Genomic DNA, 15623 nt, shown 5'->3' with positions numbered 1-15623 from the left:
CTAGCTGCGCACGAAAGCTTGAAGCAGGCCGTAATCGTTCAGATCGGCTGCGCGCAGTGCCTGGATGTAGCGCATACGGACTTCATTGGCGGCGATCAGGTTAGCGCTTCCCCAGGAGAAAAGTGCGAGCCCTTGTTGTCTGAGCAGGCAGTCAGCCATCAAGCGCGCGTGGCGACCGTTGCCATTGGGGAATGGGTGCAGTGAAACCAGTTGGTGATGGAAGCGGACAGCAACCTCTTCGCACGGGAATACATCGTGTTCCAGCCAATACGTTGTGTTGTCTAGAAGGTGACGTAGGTTGACTGAAATCTTCGTCCAGTCGCAGCCGATATTTTTGTCGGAGTGCCTGAATGTCCCAGCCCATTTCCATGTATCACTGAACATTCTGACGTGGAGTTGACGGCAGAAATGTTCATTCAAGACATCAAGCTTGTTTTGTCGCCCCAGCCAACGCATTGCCTTGAGGATGTTTGCAGCTTCCCATTCATCCAGCTCGCCTTGGGTGGTGATGTGCCTAGGCTTGAGCCCTGCTACTTCGTCGGGATCCAGGGGTGTTTGGCCGGGTTTCAGCTCAAGTACTATCGCCACAATCGAGCCCATGAGCCGCGGAGCAATTCCATACGGCGAGCGGCCACCTGACGCTCGACGAACGTATCTGACGGGCGCTGGTTTTCGAGGCCCATCGTATGAGCGACACCCATCACTTCTTGCCTGGCCAGTACCTCGGCGCGCGCCTGCACCATCTCGCGCAGCGGTTTTCTTGGCACCAGAGCGTAAACAAGCTCACAGTCCAGACCTGCCGCCAACTTACGCAACTGGGCGAGTGTGATGCGATCATCGGCTTCGGCCTGCTCCGACTGCTGCAACGTCGCAAAGGCAACGCCAAGCAGGGCTGCCTGGGACCTCAGCGATCGGCCCAATGATTCTCTGATCGAGCGCAGCCATCCTCCAGGCGGGGTGGATTTACCGCTTAGTGTTTCAAACGGCTCCAGGGCCTTTTCTACTTGGGCAAGGCGCAGTTCGTTGAGTGAGGAGGAGGTCATGGGGGCACCCGTATTTGCCTATCAGATGTTCACACCGCGAAATTGCGGATGTGTTTGCATCGTTGATCTTAATTATCGAATGCCTATAGGCATACATTTTCAGGCTATATGTATGTTTATAGGCAGTCAATATTGAATGTTTTGTATGTCTATAGGCATTCATTTTTAGTGTGAGCAAGAGGGTTCGGATACAAAAGGCTAGTGAGGCGATGTCCGAGCAACAACCCCCAAAACCTGTAGGAATGATCGTGCGGCATGATTCCTTCAGATTTTTCCCGCACGTTTTCGCGCCGCCCATGAACTTGTCGCTCGCCGCCTTCGCGCCTAGGCTTGGTCGGTCATCGCAAAAAACGGTGACACGGACGTGCAAGTCCGGTTACATATCGGCGCACCAACGCCCATAGCCATTCAACGGGCGTTTTTTATGCCTGCTGTGTTTGTTATGGCGGCTGTGCGTGGGAGACCTTCGGGTCTGCCGGGGGCCGATATGCCCGGTCTTGCACACCTGCGCACAGCTGCCACCCGATTTGCGTGCAAGCAAGTGGTGTCAGTCTCCTTCACATATCGGAGATGTTCACCATGATCAAACCCACCCCCAACCCACCTACCTCATCCAGTATCTTCACCGTCAACCCACACCAGAACACCGAAACCCTGCTGGTCAACGCCAGCGAAACCCTCGCCTCCCTCAACGCCCTGGCCTTTGAGCTCAACGGCGCCCAGCGCGGCGTACTCCTGGCCATCCAACAAATGACCGAACTGGGCCAACTGCTGGTCGAGCGTGCGCTGGAGCAAATATCGCCTGCGGCCGCTGCGTAAAACTTGATCAGTCCCAGAAAGGGACCGTTCGTTCCCTTTTTGGGACTGATGCCTGCTCGGGTAAAGCCCCACGTAAACCCGCCGATAACCCAAGGAGTCTTTCGGTGGAAGCAACAACACAATGTGGCTATTTGACGTATTTGCCCGGCTGTATAACCTCAACCCATTTACCTTCGCTTTCATAATGTGGCTTGTGGTGCTGGTGATCACCGCCAGCGTGACGATGAAACACCCGACCAGGCGCGGCAAGCTCTTAGGGTTTGGGATCACGTCCGTAGGTGCGGTGTTGATTCTGGGGCACCTGGAACTGCTGACGCTCAGCGCCACCGGCAAAGAAATCAAAGGGGTTGTGACCAACTTTATAGTCATGACCCTGGGCGGCCTGGGCTCGGGCCTGCTGGCGGTGGCTATCTCGAAAGGACCGAGCAAGGCCGAGCTCCAAAAGACCCGCAACTTCGTCCGCGGCTGGGGCCTGAGGATCTTTGAATACCTGTTCGTGTTTATCCTCATGTGCTCACTTGCCTTGTCTGCGCTCTGCCTGCTCTTGTGGTTCTTCGGTTGGCCTGTGGTAACGGGGCATGTCGTGTCGGGCCTGTTGCTGGCTTTCCTGAGCGCAGCGTCGGGCTGTGCGATCGTCTCCTATCTGCGTCGGTTGATGAAGTGGGAACAGCTGGGCGTGGCCGTGTTGTTTGGGCTGTTGCTGTTTCTGCTGCCCGTGTACGTGCAGGCCATTTGGGGGCTGGTGAGCTGGAGCCTGGCGGCGGTGCTGGGGTTCCATGGCGTAGCGGGCATTGCCATGGGCTGGACCGTGTGGCGCCAGCGCATGGAATGGCGGCGCTCCTGACCGTTACTCCAACCGTAACAGTCCACCACCGAGCTTGATTGATACCCCTCCGATTCACTCCTATGGTGAGCCCCACGACAGCGAACCCGTGGAGCGATCATGACAACAACAATAACCCCCGACTCGCGCTGGACGCGGCGCCGCGACGAGAAGCGGCGCCGGCTCGGGCTGGTGCAGGCGTTTGCCGATGGGGCGGTGCTGCCCAGCGACCGGATCGTCGAGGCCCTGCAAGCCCTGATCCTGCCCGGCGACCGGGTGGTGCTGGAAGGCAATAACCAGAAGCAGGCTGACTTTCTTTCGCGCTCCCTGGCCAAGGCCGACCCGGCCGTGCTCCATGACTTGCACATGATCATGCCCAGCGTCGGGCGTTCCGAGCACCTGGACCTGTTTGAAAAGGGCATCGCACGCAAACTCGATTTCTCGTTTGCCGGCACCCAATCCCTGCGCATCAGCCAGCTCCTTGAAGACGGCCTGCTGGAAGTCGGCGCGATCCACACCTACATCGAACTCTATGCGCGACTGGTCGTAGACCTGATCCCCAACGTGGTGCTGTCCGCCGGCTTTATGGCCGACCGCGCCGGCAATATCTACACCGGCCCCAGTACCGAAGACACCCCGGCGCTGATCGAGCCGGCGGCCTTCAGCGATGGCATCGTCATCGTGCAGGTCAACCAATTGGTCGACGACGTCAGCGACTTGCCCCGTGTGGACATACCGGCCAGTTGGGTAGATTTCGTGGTGGTGGCCGACAAACCCTTCTATATCGAACCGCTGTTCACCCGCGACCCCCGGCATATCAAGCCGGTGCATGTGTTGATGGCGATGATGGCGATCCGTGGCATCTACGAAAAACACAATGTGCAGTCGCTGAACCATGGCATTGGTTTCAACACTGCCGCGATTGAACTGATCCTGCCGACCTACGGCGAGTCCCTGGGCCTTAAAGGCAAGATCTGCCGCAACTGGACCCTCAACCCGCACCCGACGCTGATCCCCGCCATCGAAAGTGGCTGGGTCGAAAGCGTGCATTGCTTCGGCACCGAACTGGGCATGGAAAACTACATCGCCGCGCGCCCGGATGTGTTCTTCACCGGTCGCGACGGCTCGTTGCGCTCCAACCGGATGTTCTGCCAACTGGCGGGGCAATACGCGGTGGACCTGTTTATCGGCGCCACCTTGCAGGTGGATGGCGACGGTCATTCGTCCACGGTGACCCGTGGCCGGCTCGCCGGGTTTGGTGGCGCGCCGAATATGGGCCATGACCCGCGCGGGCGCCGCCACGGCACCCCGGCCTGGCTCGACATGCGCCACGACGATGCACCCGAAGCCTTGCTGGAACGCGGCAAAAAACTGGTGGTGCAAATGGTCGAGACCTTCCAGGAGGGCGGCAAACCGACCTTCGTCGACACCCTCGACGCGGTGGAAGTGGCGCGCAAAAGCGGCATGCCCCTGGCGCCGATCATGATTTACGGCGACGACGTGACCCACTTGCTCACCGAAGAAGGCATCGCCTACCTGTACAAGGCGCGCTCCCTGGAAGAGCGCCAGGCGATGATCGCGGCGGTCGCCGGGGTGACTGCCATCGGCTTGCGCCACAACCCCAAGGACACCGCGCGCATGCGCCGCGAAGGCCTGATCGCCTTGCCCGAAGACCTCGGCATCCGCCGCACCGATGCCACCCGCGAACTGCTGGCGGCCAAAAGCGTGGCCGACCTGGTGGACTGGTCCGGTGGCCTGTACAACCCGCCCGCCAAGTTCAGGAGCTGGTAAATGCACGCACTCAAACTGCACACACTGACCCTGGCCGAGCAACTGGCGGACCTGGCGGTCGAGGCGCTGATCGACGAAGCGGACCTGTCGCCCAAACCGGCGCTGGTGGATCGGCGCGGCAATGGCGCCCATCAGGATTTGCACCTGGGCTTGATGCACGCCTCGGCGCTGTCCTTGTGGCCGGCCTTCAAGGAAATGGCCGAAGCGGCGATTGCCTTGGGTGAGATTGGCCTGCCGCTACGCGAAGCCCTCGGACGGATCGGCCGCGAAGGCGAGCAGGCGATGCTCGCCACCACTCAGGGCGTGAATACCCACCGTGGCGCGATCTGGGCCCTCGGTCTGCTGGTGGCTGCTGCCGCGCTGGACCCCACCTCCCGTCACGCCAGTGCCCTGAGCCTGCGGGCTGCGCGCCTGGCCCTGCTCAATGACCGTTTTGCACCGCAACCGTTGAGCCATGGCGCGCAAGTCGCGCAACGCTATGGCGTGCGTGGCGCCCGCGAAGAAGCGCAACTGGGCTTCCCCGCCGTGCTGCAACGCGGCCTGCCGCAACTGCACGCAAGCCGCCTGCAGCACCACGGCGAGCAGAACGCGCGCCTCGACGCACTGTTGGCGATCATGACCCAACTGGCCGACACCTGCGTGCTCTACCGCGCCGGCACCGACGGCCTGCAGGCCATGCAACTAGGCGCCCAGGCCGTGTTGGATGCGGGCGGCAGCGCGAGCCTGGCGGGGCGGCGTCGCCTCAATGAATTGGACCAGCAACTGCTGGCGCTGAATGCTTCCCCCGGTGGCGCCGCCGACCTGTTGGCCGCGTGCCTGTTTATCGACCGCATCGAGTCTTGCGACGGAGCGTTTTGATGGAAACCCTATCTTTTGAATTCCCCGCCGGGCAGCCGCCCAAAGGCCGCGCGCTGGTGGGTTGCGTCGGTTCCGGCGACCTTGAAGTGTTGCTGGAACCAGGTACGGCGGGCACCTTGAGCATCCAGGTGCAAACCTCGGTCAACGGCGCCGAGCAACGCTGGCAGCACCTGTTCCAGCGGATCTTCCAGGAACAGACCCCACCGGCCTTGAACATTCAGATCCACGATTTTGGCGCCACCCCCGGCGTGGTGCGTTTGCGCCTGGAGCAAGGTTTCGAGGAGCTGGGCCATGACTGATTTACTCAATAGGCACAGCTTCGTCGAGCTCGGTGCCCGCCAGCGGGCCAAGGCCTTGCTGGATGCCGGCAGCTACCGTGAACTGATCGACCCGTTCCAGCGCGTGATGTCGCCGTGGTTGAGTCGCCAGGGCGTGGTGCCGCAGGCCGACGATGGGGTGGTGATCGCCAAGGGCACGCTCGACGGCCTGCCGCTGGTGATTGCGGCCATCGAAGGCAACTTCCAGGGCGGCAGCCTGGGTGAAGTGGGCGGCGCGAAAATCGCCGGCGCCCTGGAACTGGCCGCCGAGGACAACCGCAACGGCATTCCCACGCGGGCGGTGTTGCTGCTGGAAACCGGCGGCGTGCGCTTGCAGGAAGCCAACCTCGGGCTGGCGGCGATTGCCGATATCCACGCCGCGATTGTCGACCTGCGCCAGTACCAGCCGGTGATCGGCGTGGTGGCCGGCAGCGTGGGCTGTTTTGGCGGCATGTCCATTGCCGCTGGCCTGTGCAGTTACTTGCTGGTGACCCGCGAAGCACGCCTGGGCTTGAACGGCCCACAAGTGATCGAACAGGAAGCCGGCCTTGAAGAATACGACTCCCGTGACCGGCCCTTTATCTGGAGCCTGACCGGCGGCGAGCAGCGCTTCAACAGCGGCTTGACCGACCGTTATGTGGCGGACGATGTGGCGCAGATCCGCCAGCCGATCAGTGAACTGTTGCAGCAAGGTTTGCCGGCAGCGCCGCGCAGCCGCCAAGCGGACTATTACCTGGCGCGCCTGGCTGCACTGGATACCGAACCGCAGATCGAGCCGGCGACGGTTCGCGACCTGTATCAGGGAGAACGCCCATGAGAGGCTTGCAGTGGTTCAATGCATTGAGCGCCGGCGCAGCGCCAGTGGCGGGTTTGCCGGCGTCGTTGAAAGTTGCCGATGGGGTACTCGGCGAGCATGCCGTACGCTTTATCGCGGTGGTGCCGGATGCTGCCAACCGCTTCCCCCGGGCGCGCCAGGGTGAAGTCGGTCTGCTGGAAGGCTGGGGCCTGGCCAAGGCGGTGGATGAAGCCATCGCCAGCGGCGATCAACGCCCGATTGTTGCCATCGTCGACGTGCCCAGCCAGGCCTATGGCCGTCGCGAAGAAGCCCTGGGCATCCATCAAGCCCTGGCGGCGGCGGCAGACAGTTATGCCCGCGCGCGCCTGGCCGGGCACCCGGTGATCGGGTTGCTGGTGGGCAAGGCCATGTCCGGGGCGTTTCTCGCCCATGGCTACCAGGCCAATCGCCTGATCGCCCTGCGGGACCCTGGGGTGATGGTGCACGCCATGGGTAAGGCCTCGGCGGCGCGGGTGACTTTGCGCAGCGTCGAAGAACTGGAAGCCCTGGCCGCCAGCGTGCCGCCCATGGCCTATGACATCGACAGCTATGCCAGCCTCGGCTTGCTCTGGGAAACCCTCACAGTCAGCCAGATCGAACAGCCGACCGTCGACGACCTGGCGCGGGTCAGGGATTGCCTGGTGCAGGCGATCAAGGATGTGCAGAACAGCGGCGTGCGCGATTTGCGCGGGCGCCTGGGCGCCGCCAACCGTGCCGCGTCCAGCCATGTGCGCCAACTGCTGCGGGAACAATGGTGAACGCCCACGACTTGCTCTGGGGCATGACCCCGGCGCACCTGCCTGCTGACGCACCGGCCTGGGTACTGGCGGTGATCGGGGCGGGGCAGCCAGTGGTGGTACGCCGGGCGCTGGTCGATCCGGGCTACGTGGCGGTGGGTGTGCGTGGGCGTTTGCGCGAGCAGCGTTTTGCGGCCGTGATGCCCCTGGCAGCTGTGCAACGGCGAGTGACGCCCGAGGCCCTGCGCGGAATGATCTCACTCCGTGATTTGCCAGCGTTGCGCGCCCTTGATCAACTGCGGCCGGTGCTGGCGCATGAGGCTTGGGGCGTGACCGGCAGCGCGGGGTTCGAGTTGGCCACGGGCATTGAAGCGCTGCATGCCCAGAGCGATCTGGATCTGCTGCTGCGCACTCCCGAGCGTCTTGATCGTGGCGATGCCGAGGATCTGCTGGCGATTTTGGACACCGCGCCGTGTGCCGTGGACCTGCAATTGCAAACCCCTTATGGCGCCGTCGCCTTGCGCGAATGGGCCGGCCCAGCGCGGCGTGTGCTGCTGAAAAACGCCAGCGGTGCGCACTTGGTCAGCGACCCTTGGCAGGCGGTGGCATGAGCAGCCTCCTGGTGTTTCCGGGGCAGGGCGCCCAGCGTCCGGGCATGCTCCAGCAACTGCCCGCCAGCGTCCTTGATGAGGCCAGTGATGCGTTGGTCGAAGATGTGCGTCAGCTCGATTCGGCGCACGCCCTGGCCAGCACCCGCGCCGTGCAACTGTGCCTGCTGATCGCCGGCGTGGCCCATGCCCGGCAATTGCAACGCACCCCGGATTACGTGGCGGGTCTGTCCATCGGGGCCTATCCGGCGGCGGTGATCGCGGGCGCCCTGGAGTTTGCCGATGCGCTCCGGCTGGTCAGCCTGCGCGGTGAACTGATGCAGCACGCTTATCCACAGGGCTATGGCATGACCGCACTGATCGGCCTGAAGTTATCCACCGTCGAAAGCGTGCTCGCCGAGGTCCACAGCACGCAAGCCCCGGTGTACCTGGCCAATATCAATGCCGACAACCAGTGCGTGATTGCCGGCAGCGATGCCGGCATGCAGCGTGTCGCGGATCGTGTCAAAGGCCAGGCCGTGGCCAAGCGCCTGGCCGTCAGCGTGCCGTCTCATTGCGCACTGCTGGAGCAGCCGGCCGAGGCCCTCGCCGAGGTATTCGCCAAGGTTGCGCTCAAGGCGCCGGCCATCACTTACCTGAGCAGTACCCGGGCGCGGCCGATCCGTGATCCCGCGCAGTTGCGCGACGACCTGGCGTTCAACATGTGCCGCATCGTCGATTGGCGCGGCACCGTGCAAAGCGCCTATGAGCGTGGTGTACGCCTGCAGATCGAACTGCCACCGGGCGCAGTCCTCACTGGCCTGGCGCGGCGTGTGTTTGAGCAAGGCACCGTGATCGCCTTCGAAGGCGCGCGCCTGGACACCTTGCAGGCCCTGCTGGAACAGGAGGGCCGCCACCACCGATAAAGCGTGAGCTTGGCTTTCGAAGCACAAAAACAACAATTTCGATCAAGCATCAAGAGGACTACCAGCATGATTATTTACGGTGTGGCGTTTCTGGCCTTGTGTACCCTTGCAGGCTTGTTTGTCGGCGAGCTGTTGGGCAAATGGATGGGCATTCCGGCCAACGTCGGCGGGGTGGGCATCGCGATGTTGCTGCTGATCGGCCTGGGCAGTTACCTCGGCAAGCGTGGCCTGTTTACCGGCAAATCCGAGCAGGGCGTGAGCTTCTGGGCGGCGGTGTACATTCCCATTGTGGTAGCCATGGCGGCCCAGCAAAACGTGTATGGCGCGATCAGTGGCGGCCCCATGGCGATTCTCGCCGGTACGAGCGCGGTGGTGGTGGCATTTGCCCTGGTGCCGGTGCTGGTACGCCTCGGCAACCGTGAGCCGGATGCGGTCGTCCCCACCAAGTCGGCAGGGTGAGCGCCATGTACGAATCCTTGATGAAAGTCATCACCGGCTACGGCCTGATCAGTGGTTTTGCGGTGATCGGCCTGACCATGTGGGTGTCCTACTGGATCAGCGACAACTTCACCAAAGGCCGCCTGCATGGCTCGGCCATCGCGATCCTGCTGGGGCTGGTGTTGTCCTATGTGGGCGGTGCGTTTACCGGCGGGGCCAAGGGCGTGGTGGATATCCCGCTGCTGTCGGGCATCGGCCTGCTGGGCGGGGCGATGCTGCGGGACTTTGCCATCGTCGCCACCGCGTTTGGTGTGAGCGTCGATGAACTCAAACGCGCCGGGTATGTGGGGGTGCTGGCGTTGTTTGTCGGCGTCGGTTCGTCATTTATCGCCGGCGTCGGGGTGGCCATGGCGTTTGGTTATACCGATGCGGTGAGCCTGACCACTATCGGCGCGGGTGCTGTGACCTATATCGTCGGGCCGGTGACCGGGGCGGCGATTGGCGCCAGTTCCGAGGTGATGGCACTGTCGATTGCGGCGGGGTTGATCAAGGCCATTTTGGTGATGGTAATGACCCCGTTCGTCGCGCCGCTGATCGGCCTGAACAGCCCGCGCAGTGCGGTGATCTTTGGCGGGTTGATGGGGACCTCCAGCGGTGTGGCTGGCGGGTTGGCGGCGACTGATCCGAAGCTGGTGCCTTATGGCTGCCTGACGGCGGCGTTTTATACGGCGCTGGGGTGTTTGTTGGGGCCTTCGTTGTTGTTTTTGCTGATGCGGGGGTTGGTGGGGTAGAGCACAACATTTCGATTGAATGATCGGGCCTCATCACGGGCAAGTCGCACCGCCGCCCCCGCATTTTGATGTGTGAATACATTCAAATGTGGGAGCTGCGGTGCGACGATTCGACTTGCCTGCGATGGCGGTTTCAAATTTGCCGATTGGCATACATCCGACACTCCGCCAACAACGCCAGCAAGTTCGGATCACGCTCCTTGGCCTTCAAGAACACCACGCCAATGTGCTGCTGCAACCGGTAGCGTGGCTGCAACGGGATCAGCTTGACCCGGTTCTCATACACCGCCGCAATCCTCCCCGGCAGCAGCGCATAGCCAACGCCCGAGCTGACCATGCTCAGCAGGGTGAAGATGTCGTTGACCTGCATCGCCACCTTCGGCTCGAAGCCCGCCTGCTTGAACACCCGCGCACCGTCCTGGTGGGTGGCGAAGCCTTGGGTCAGGGTGATGAAGGTGGCGTCGCGCACCTGGGCCAGGTCGATTTCCTGTTCGCGGTCCAGGGGCGAGTCGGCGGGGGTGGCGAGGAAGATGTCGTCGGAAAACAGCTGGATCTGCGCGCAGTCCGGCTCGACGGCCTGGTCGTCGAGGGAGATCAGGATCGCATCCACTTCCATGTTCTTGAGCTTGTACATCAGGTCGACGTTGGAGCCCAGGATCAGGTCGATATTCAGCTCGCTGCGCCTGATTTTCAGGCCCATGATCAGTTGCGGCACGGTCTTGACCGTCAGTGAATACAAGGCGCCGAGCTTGAAGCGTTCGGCAGAGAAACCGGCGGCTTCGCGGGTCAGGCGCACGCTGTCGACCACCTCTTGCACCAGCTTCTGTGCGCGTTCTTCGAGGACGTAGGCGCTTTCCAGCGGGGTGAGGTTACGCCCTTCGTGTTTGAACAGCGGGCAACGCAGGGCGTTTTCCAGGGAGTGGATGGCCCGGTGCACGCTGACATTGCTGGTCTGCAACTCGGCGGCGGCGCGGGCCAGGTTGCCGGTGCGCATGAAGGCCAGGAAGATTTCCAGTTTCTTGAGGGTGAATTCTTCGTCGATCAGCATGGCGATGACTCTTATTCGAATGCGTTCGATTGTGCCCGCAAAACCCCGCTGCTCCCAGCCATGTAGCGCCATCTGTACCGCAGTCGTCATAACGGTCTTGCACTCTCGTCTGGCAGGCCTGAGCCTTATGGGGTAGACGCAGCAGTTTTGGAGGTCGGCGACACATGTATCACGGAGAACGATTCAACGCCTGGAGCCATTTGCTCGGCGCCGTGGCAGCCTTTATTGGCGCGGTGTGGATGTTGGTGGTGGCGAGTATGGACGGCAGCCCGTGGAAGATCGTCAGCGTGGCGATCTACGGGGTTACGCTGCTGGTGCTGTACAGCGCCTCGACGGTGTATCACAGCGTGCGCGGGCGCAAGAAAGCGATCATGCAGAAGGTCGACCACTTTTCGATCTACCTGCTGATCGCCGGCAGCTACACGCCGTTTTGCCTGGTGACCCTGCACGGGCCGTGGGGCTGGACGCTGTTCGGGATTGTCTGGGGGCTGGCGGTGATCGGGATCCTGCAGGAGATCAAGCCGCGTTCCGAGGCGCGCATATTGTCGATTGTGATTTATGCGGTGATGGGCTGGATTGTGTTGGTGGCGGTCAAACCGTTGATTGCCGCGCTGGGCATGGACGGGTTTATCTGGCTGGCGTCGGGTGGGGTGTTGTACACGGTGGGGATTATCTTTTTTGCCCTGGAACACCGGTTAAGGCATTCCCATGGGATCTGGCACTTGTTTGTGATTGGCGGCAGTCTGCTGCATTTTGTGGCGATCATGCGCTACGTGCTCTGAAACTGTAGCCGCTGGCTTGTGTGGGAGCTGGCTTGCCTGCGATAGCATCACTGCGGTTTAACTGATGAACCGAGGCGCCTGCATCGCAGGCAAGCCAGCTCTCACAAAAGCCCAGTCCCACATGGGTTTTGTGGTGTTTTAGAGACGGTCTAACTGCTCCTGGGCACGGCTGCCAAAGATCTCCAACAGGCTCGCCAACATATGCGGCGGCGGTTCGTCGGCGCGGGTCAGGGCATACAGGGTGATGGGCAGCGGCGGGGCCAGGGGGCGGATGCAGGTGCTGTCGGTGGATGCACCCAGCGCGGTGAAAGGGTCGATCACCGCCAGGCCGGCGCCGGATTCGACCATGGCGCGGGCCAGGGAATAGGTCTGCACCGAGATTCTCACGCGCGGCGGCGGCTCGACCGCTTCCAGGTAGCTGTCGAGCCGCGCCGACAGTGGGTCGGCACTCGACAGGCCAATCAACGGCGCGCCCGCCAGGGCCATCAAGGGCAAGGGCTTGCCCAGTTCCGACGCCGGCCAGAAGCCCCGTGGCGCCAGGGCCACCAACACGCCGTGGGCCAATGCCTGGGCCTTGAGCCCCGGATGGTCCGGGGACTTGAGGGTCAGCGCCACATCCATCTCGCGCATCAACAGGTTTTGCACCAGCTCACGGCTGTGGGCGCTGGACAGTTCGCAGGCGATGTCCGGGTAGCGCTGGGTCCATTCGCCAATCGCTGGCGGCAGCAGCGACAAGGCCAGAGCTGGCGTGGCGCCGATGCGCAGGCTTTGGCCGGGTGCGCGCCGCAGGTTCTGCGCCAGGCGCCGCACGCCTTGCAGGCTTTCGCTGACCTTATCGACTTCGCGCTCCAGGGCCAGGGCTTCCGGGGTGGGCTGCAGCTTGCCGCGGATGCGCAGGAACAGCGGGAAGCCCAGTTGCAGCTCGGCATGTTGCAGCACCTTGGTCACCGCCGGTTGCGAGACATGCAGCAACTGCGCGGCGGCGCTGACCGAGCCGGTCTGGCGGATGGCCTGGAAGATTTCGATATGACGCAAGCGCATGACGAGTCCATAACCTTTGTTTATAGGTGGCCCATCTTTATTCATTGTCCGGCGCCTGTCACCTGCCCCTACCCTTGGACGCTCATTACAACGCTTGGGAATCGACATGGCTCAGCAGGTTTGCATCATTGGCGGTGGGGTCATCGGTCTGGCGAGTGCCTATGCCCTGGTGCGCGCCGGCATGGACGTGACGGTGGTCGAGGCCCGCGACAGCCTGGGCAGCGAGACCAGCTTTGCCAATGGCGGCCAGTTGTCCTATCGCTACGTTGCGCCGCTGGCGGACAAAGGTGTGCCGCTGCAAGCCATTGGCTGGCTGCTGCGCGGTGATTCACCCTTGAAGCTGCGCCCGCGCCTGGACCCGGCGCAATGGCGTTGGATGGCCTCGTTCCTTGGCGCCTGCCGGGCTTCGGTAAACAAGCGCAATGCCGGCCACTTGTTGCGCCTGGCCAGCCTGAGCCAGGGCATCTTGCAGCAGTGGCGCGAAGAAGACGGGCTGGACGGTTTCGACTGGAAACGCAATGGCAAGCTGGTGACGTTTCGCAGCCACCACACGTTTGAACACGCTCGCAATAAGGTGCTCGATCGCCTGCAACAGCAAGTGCTGTCGGCGGCCGATTGCACGCGCCTGGAACCGACCCTGGGGGCCACGGATTTTGTCGGGGGCATCTACACACCCAATGAAGAAGTGGCGGATTGTCATGGCTTCTGCCAGCAATTGGCGGCACGCCTGGACGCGTCGGGTCGTTGCCGGTTTGTGCTGGGGCGCAAAGTCACGGGCATCCGCCATGCCAACGGCACGGTGCAGGCGATTGAGTTGGGTGGCGAGGTGATGCCGGTGCAGCACCTGGTGCTGGCGGCGGGGGTGCGCAGCCCCGAGTTGGCCTTGCCGGGCATCGCGTTGCCGCTGTATCCGCTCAAGGGCTACAGCCTGAGCGTGCCGATTGGCGAGCAGCACGCCGCACCGAAAATCAGCATCACCGACTATGACCGCAAGATCGTCTACGCGCGGATCGGTGAGCAACTGCGGGTGGCGGCGATGGTCGACATCGTCGGCTTTGATACGGGCCTTGAGCCCAAGCGCCTGGCCCTGATCAAGCGCCAGGCCAGTGAGACGTTCCCCTTGGCCGGCGATTACAGCCAGGCCATCGAATGGGCCGGCATGCGCCCGGCCACCCCCAGCGGCGTGCCGCTGATTGGCGCTAGTGTGTACCGCAACCTGTGGCTCAACCTTGGCCATGGCGCCCTGGGTTTTACCCTGGCCTGTGGCAGCGGCCAGCTGTTGGCCGAACTGATCGGCCGGCATACCCCTTCCATTGATATGCAGGGCCTCGCGCCCCGCGCCGCATAGGACACTGCAATGACCATCACCCGGATCAACAGTAATAGTCGCCTGTCGGGCGCCGTGACCTACCAGGACCTGGTATTCCTCTCCGGCCAGGTGCCGGGCGAGGGCCAGGACGTCGCCACCCAGACCCAAGAGGTGCTGGCCAAAATTGATGCGCTGCTGGCCGAAGCCGGCAGCGACAAGGATCATCTGCTCAACGCGACGATCTACCTGAAAAACATTCAGGAGGGCTTTGCGCCGATGAATGATGCCTGGTCCGCCTGGCTCACGCCCGGCCAGGCACCGACCCGCACCACCCTGCAGGCGGAGCTGGCACGCCCGAGTGTGCTGGTGGAAATCAGCGTCATCGCTGTGCGCCGCCCATAACAAGAAAACCAACGGAGAATAACAATGCAAAAAATCACGTTGATCGGCACTGCGCTGGGGCTGTTGTTGACTGCCCAGGCCCAGGCCAATGAAGCGCCGCTGACGGGCACCCTGGCCAAGGTCGCGAACGCCAAGAGCATCACCCTGGGCTATCGCGATGCGTCGGTGCCGTTTTCCTATGTCGGCGACCATACCGGCAAGCCCATGGGCTATTCGGTGGACCTGGCGAGCAAGATTGTCGAGCGTATCCAACAGAAGACCGGCGTGCCCCAGCTCAACGTGAAGTACAACCTGGTCACCTCCCAGACCCGTATTCCGTTGGTGATCAACGGTACCGTTGACCTGGAGTGCGGCTCCACCGGGGTGACGGCCGAGCGGCAGAAGCAGGTGGCGTTTTCCTATGGCTTTATCTACGTGAAGGGCCAGTTGCTCACTGCCAAGGACAGCGGTATCCAGCGCTTCGCCGACCTGCGCGGCAAGAACGTGGTGACCACTGCAGGCACCACCAACGAGCGCTTCCTCAAGAGCTACAACCACGAGCACAAGCTGGATATGTCGGTGATCAGCGCCAAGGATCACGGCGAGGCGTTCCAGATGCTGCAATCGGGCCGGGCCGTGGCGTTTTATATGGACGATGCGTTGCTCTACGGCGAGCGCGCCAAGGCCAAGGACCCGCACAAGTGGGTGGTGGTGGGCGAGGAGCAATCGCGGGAAATCTACAGCTGCATGGTGCGCAAGGACGACCCGCAGTTTCTGGCGGTGGTCAACGAGACCCTGGGCGAGCTGTACAGCTCGGGGGAAATCAATGGGATCTACCAGCGCTGGTTTGAACAGCCGATCCCGCCGAAGGGCTTGAACCTGGAATTCCCCATGACCAGCGAGCTGAAGGCGATTATTGCCAAGCCGGTCAGCGATCCGGTGGAGTAACCCACCCATCCCGATGTGGGAGCTGGCAAGCCAGCTTGTATGGTTAGACTTGTAGGGGTGGTGGGACTAAAAGCCAGCATCTGACTCTAGCCAGTACAGACCGTGGGAGACTTCGCCCCACCCCTTCACCAAAGCGCCGATAAGGAATG

General features: G+C 62.5%; 19 protein-coding genes. 15 read left to right on the top strand and 4 right to left on the bottom strand.

Features of this window, described 5'->3' with window-relative positions; translation table 11 throughout:
• Together HBR94_RS25210 and HBR94_RS25205 are read right to left on the bottom strand one after the other, a co-directional pair.
• Nucleotides 1-600 carry a mobile mystery protein B gene (locus tag HBR94_RS25210; RefSeq protein WP_162947776.1) on the bottom strand — a complete coding sequence of 200 codons (600 nt, stop codon included), beginning with the start codon at nucleotides 598-600 and terminating at the stop codon, nucleotides 1-3.
• Complete coding sequence (locus HBR94_RS25205; protein WP_057440363.1) at nucleotides 579-1043, bottom strand: mobile mystery protein A; 465 nt, start codon at nucleotides 1041-1043, stop codon at nucleotides 579-581. Before HBR94_RS25205 ends, HBR94_RS25210 begins: the two co-directional genes overlap by 22 nt.
• A gap of 579 nt (nucleotides 1044-1622) precedes the next feature.
• Between HBR94_RS25205 and HBR94_RS25200 the strand changes: the two genes are divergently transcribed.
• The 11 genes from HBR94_RS25200 to madM all read left to right on the top strand — a co-directional run bounded on the left by HBR94_RS25200 (nucleotide 1623) and on the right by madM (nucleotide 9965).
• Nucleotides 1623-1862, top strand: coding sequence for a DUF6124 family protein (locus HBR94_RS25200; RefSeq protein ID WP_057440603.1), 240 nt, complete (start codon nucleotides 1623-1625; stop codon nucleotides 1860-1862).
• Nucleotides 1863-2058: 196 nt separating this feature from the next.
• A complete protein-coding gene (locus HBR94_RS25195; RefSeq protein ID WP_170045718.1) occupies nucleotides 2059-2706 on the top strand; it encodes a hypothetical protein in 648 nt (215 codons plus the stop codon).
• Between the two features lie 99 nt (nucleotides 2707-2805).
• Nucleotides 2806-4476, top strand: coding sequence for a malonate decarboxylase subunit alpha (gene mdcA, locus HBR94_RS25190; protein ID WP_170045717.1), 1671 nt, complete (start codon nucleotides 2806-2808; stop codon nucleotides 4474-4476).
• Nucleotides 4477-5334, top strand: coding sequence for a triphosphoribosyl-dephospho-CoA synthase (locus HBR94_RS25185; RefSeq protein WP_057960875.1), 858 nt, complete (start codon nucleotides 4477-4479; stop codon nucleotides 5332-5334). It abuts the gene before it with no gap.
• Entirely contained in the window at nucleotides 5334-5633 is a 300-nt protein-coding gene (locus HBR94_RS25180; protein ID WP_057960874.1) for a malonate decarboxylase subunit delta, read from the top strand. Before HBR94_RS25185 ends, HBR94_RS25180 begins: the two co-directional genes overlap by 1 nt.
• On the top strand, nucleotides 5626-6468 hold the full coding sequence (locus tag HBR94_RS25175; RefSeq protein WP_170045716.1) for a biotin-independent malonate decarboxylase subunit beta: 843 nt from the start codon (nucleotides 5626-5628) through the stop codon (nucleotides 6466-6468). Before HBR94_RS25180 ends, HBR94_RS25175 begins: the two co-directional genes overlap by 8 nt.
• Nucleotides 6465-7244: a biotin-independent malonate decarboxylase subunit gamma gene (mdcE, locus tag HBR94_RS25170; RefSeq protein ID WP_120734280.1), complete on the top strand. Its 780-nt coding sequence runs from the start codon at nucleotides 6465-6467 to the stop codon at nucleotides 7242-7244. Before HBR94_RS25175 ends, mdcE begins: the two co-directional genes overlap by 4 nt.
• Nucleotides 7238-7834 carry a malonate decarboxylase holo-ACP synthase gene (locus HBR94_RS25165; protein ID WP_170045715.1) on the top strand — a complete coding sequence of 199 codons (597 nt, stop codon included), beginning with the start codon at nucleotides 7238-7240 and terminating at the stop codon, nucleotides 7832-7834. The genes mdcE and HBR94_RS25165 overlap by 7 nt, the downstream gene beginning before the upstream one ends.
• Complete coding sequence (gene mdcH, locus HBR94_RS25160) at nucleotides 7831-8736, top strand: malonate decarboxylase subunit epsilon (protein ID WP_170045714.1); 906 nt, start codon at nucleotides 7831-7833, stop codon at nucleotides 8734-8736. The genes HBR94_RS25165 and mdcH overlap by 4 nt, the downstream gene beginning before the upstream one ends.
• A 66-nt stretch (nucleotides 8737-8802) precedes the next feature.
• Complete coding sequence (gene madL / locus HBR94_RS25155; protein WP_057440357.1) at nucleotides 8803-9195, top strand: malonate transporter subunit MadL; 393 nt, start codon at nucleotides 8803-8805, stop codon at nucleotides 9193-9195.
• A gap of 5 nt (nucleotides 9196-9200) precedes the next feature.
• A complete protein-coding gene (madM, locus tag HBR94_RS25150; RefSeq protein WP_115129192.1) occupies nucleotides 9201-9965 on the top strand; it encodes a malonate transporter subunit MadM in 765 nt (254 codons plus the stop codon).
• A 133-nt stretch (nucleotides 9966-10098) separates the two neighbouring features.
• On the opposite strand, the gene HBR94_RS25145 is transcribed toward madM, so the two are convergent.
• On the bottom strand, nucleotides 10099-11013 hold the full coding sequence (locus tag HBR94_RS25145) for a LysR substrate-binding domain-containing protein (protein ID WP_057440356.1): 915 nt from the start codon (nucleotides 11011-11013) through the stop codon (nucleotides 10099-10101).
• Between the two features lie 164 nt (nucleotides 11014-11177).
• On the opposite strand from HBR94_RS25145, the gene HBR94_RS25140 reads away from it, so the two are divergent.
• Nucleotides 11178-11795: a hemolysin III family protein gene (locus HBR94_RS25140; protein ID WP_057960867.1), complete on the top strand. Its 618-nt coding sequence runs from the start codon at nucleotides 11178-11180 to the stop codon at nucleotides 11793-11795.
• A 138-nt stretch (nucleotides 11796-11933) separates the two neighbouring features.
• Here HBR94_RS25140 and HBR94_RS25135 read toward each other — a convergent pair whose 3' ends face one another.
• Nucleotides 11934-12836: a LysR substrate-binding domain-containing protein gene (locus tag HBR94_RS25135; protein ID WP_170045713.1), complete on the bottom strand. Its 903-nt coding sequence runs from the start codon at nucleotides 12834-12836 to the stop codon at nucleotides 11934-11936.
• A 106-nt stretch (nucleotides 12837-12942) separates the two neighbouring features.
• Here HBR94_RS25135 and HBR94_RS25130 point away from each other — a divergent pair, with 106 nt between their 5' ends.
• Genes HBR94_RS25130 through HBR94_RS25120 form a run of 3 tightly spaced genes read left to right on the top strand, consistent with a single transcriptional unit; the run spans nucleotide 12943 to nucleotide 15474 of the window.
• The gene (locus tag HBR94_RS25130) at nucleotides 12943-14184 is read left to right on the top strand and encodes a D-amino acid dehydrogenase (RefSeq protein WP_170045712.1); all 1242 of its coding nucleotides are present in this window, start codon (nucleotides 12943-12945) and stop codon (nucleotides 14182-14184) included.
• A 9-nt stretch (nucleotides 14185-14193) separates the two neighbouring features.
• A complete protein-coding gene (locus HBR94_RS25125; RefSeq protein WP_115129190.1) occupies nucleotides 14194-14547 on the top strand; it encodes a RidA family protein in 354 nt (117 codons plus the stop codon).
• 24 nt (nucleotides 14548-14571) lie between these two features.
• The gene (locus HBR94_RS25120) at nucleotides 14572-15474 is read left to right on the top strand and encodes a transporter substrate-binding domain-containing protein (RefSeq protein ID WP_057960864.1); all 903 of its coding nucleotides are present in this window, start codon (nucleotides 14572-14574) and stop codon (nucleotides 15472-15474) included.
• The last annotated feature ends 149 nt before the right edge of the window (nucleotides 15475-15623 follow it).

The sequence above is a fragment of the Pseudomonas sp. WS 5412 genome (assembly GCF_012985615.1).
GTDB classification, from domain to species: Bacteria; Pseudomonadota; Gammaproteobacteria; order Pseudomonadales; family Pseudomonadaceae; genus Aquipseudomonas; species Aquipseudomonas shahriarae.
The sequence above is the reverse complement of the archived record's forward strand: the minus strand, read 5'-3'. Positions and strand labels throughout refer to the sequence as shown.

Excerpts from the sequence above, each read along its gene's own strand:
- HBR94_RS25180 (WP_057960874.1), top strand. The coding sequence starts at position 5,334 with ATGGAAACCCTATCTTTTGAATTCCCCGCCGGGCAGCCGCCCAAAGGC.
- mdcA (WP_170045717.1), top strand. The coding sequence starts at position 2,806 with ATGACAACAACAATAACCCCCGACTCGCGCTGGACGCGGCGCCGCGAC.
- HBR94_RS25135 (WP_170045713.1), bottom strand. The coding sequence starts at position 12,836 with ATGCGCTTGCGTCATATCGAAATCTTCCAGGCCATCCGCCAGACCGGC.
- HBR94_RS25205 (WP_057440363.1), bottom strand. The coding sequence starts at position 1,043 with ATGACCTCCTCCTCACTCAACGAACTGCGCCTTGCCCAAGTAGAAAAG.
- HBR94_RS25125 (WP_115129190.1), top strand. The coding sequence starts at position 14,194 with ATGACCATCACCCGGATCAACAGTAATAGTCGCCTGTCGGGCGCCGTG.
- HBR94_RS25140 (WP_057960867.1), top strand. The coding sequence starts at position 11,178 with ATGTATCACGGAGAACGATTCAACGCCTGGAGCCATTTGCTCGGCGCC.
- madL (WP_057440357.1), top strand. The coding sequence starts at position 8,803 with ATGATTATTTACGGTGTGGCGTTTCTGGCCTTGTGTACCCTTGCAGGC.
- mdcE (WP_120734280.1), top strand. The coding sequence starts at position 6,465 with ATGAGAGGCTTGCAGTGGTTCAATGCATTGAGCGCCGGCGCAGCGCCA.
- HBR94_RS25120 (WP_057960864.1), top strand. The coding sequence starts at position 14,572 with ATGCAAAAAATCACGTTGATCGGCACTGCGCTGGGGCTGTTGTTGACT.
- HBR94_RS25200 (WP_057440603.1), top strand. The coding sequence starts at position 1,623 with ATGATCAAACCCACCCCCAACCCACCTACCTCATCCAGTATCTTCACC.
- mdcH (WP_170045714.1), top strand. The coding sequence starts at position 7,831 with ATGAGCAGCCTCCTGGTGTTTCCGGGGCAGGGCGCCCAGCGTCCGGGC.
- madM (WP_115129192.1), top strand. The coding sequence starts at position 9,201 with ATGTACGAATCCTTGATGAAAGTCATCACCGGCTACGGCCTGATCAGT.
- HBR94_RS25130 (WP_170045712.1), top strand. The coding sequence starts at position 12,943 with ATGGCTCAGCAGGTTTGCATCATTGGCGGTGGGGTCATCGGTCTGGCG.
- HBR94_RS25185 (WP_057960875.1), top strand. The coding sequence starts at position 4,477 with ATGCACGCACTCAAACTGCACACACTGACCCTGGCCGAGCAACTGGCG.
- HBR94_RS25175 (WP_170045716.1), top strand. The coding sequence starts at position 5,626 with ATGACTGATTTACTCAATAGGCACAGCTTCGTCGAGCTCGGTGCCCGC.
- HBR94_RS25165 (WP_170045715.1), top strand. The coding sequence starts at position 7,238 with ATGGTGAACGCCCACGACTTGCTCTGGGGCATGACCCCGGCGCACCTG.
- HBR94_RS25145 (WP_057440356.1), bottom strand. The coding sequence starts at position 11,013 with ATGCTGATCGACGAAGAATTCACCCTCAAGAAACTGGAAATCTTCCTG.
- HBR94_RS25210 (WP_162947776.1), bottom strand. The coding sequence starts at position 600 with ATGGGCTCGATTGTGGCGATAGTACTTGAGCTGAAACCCGGCCAAACA.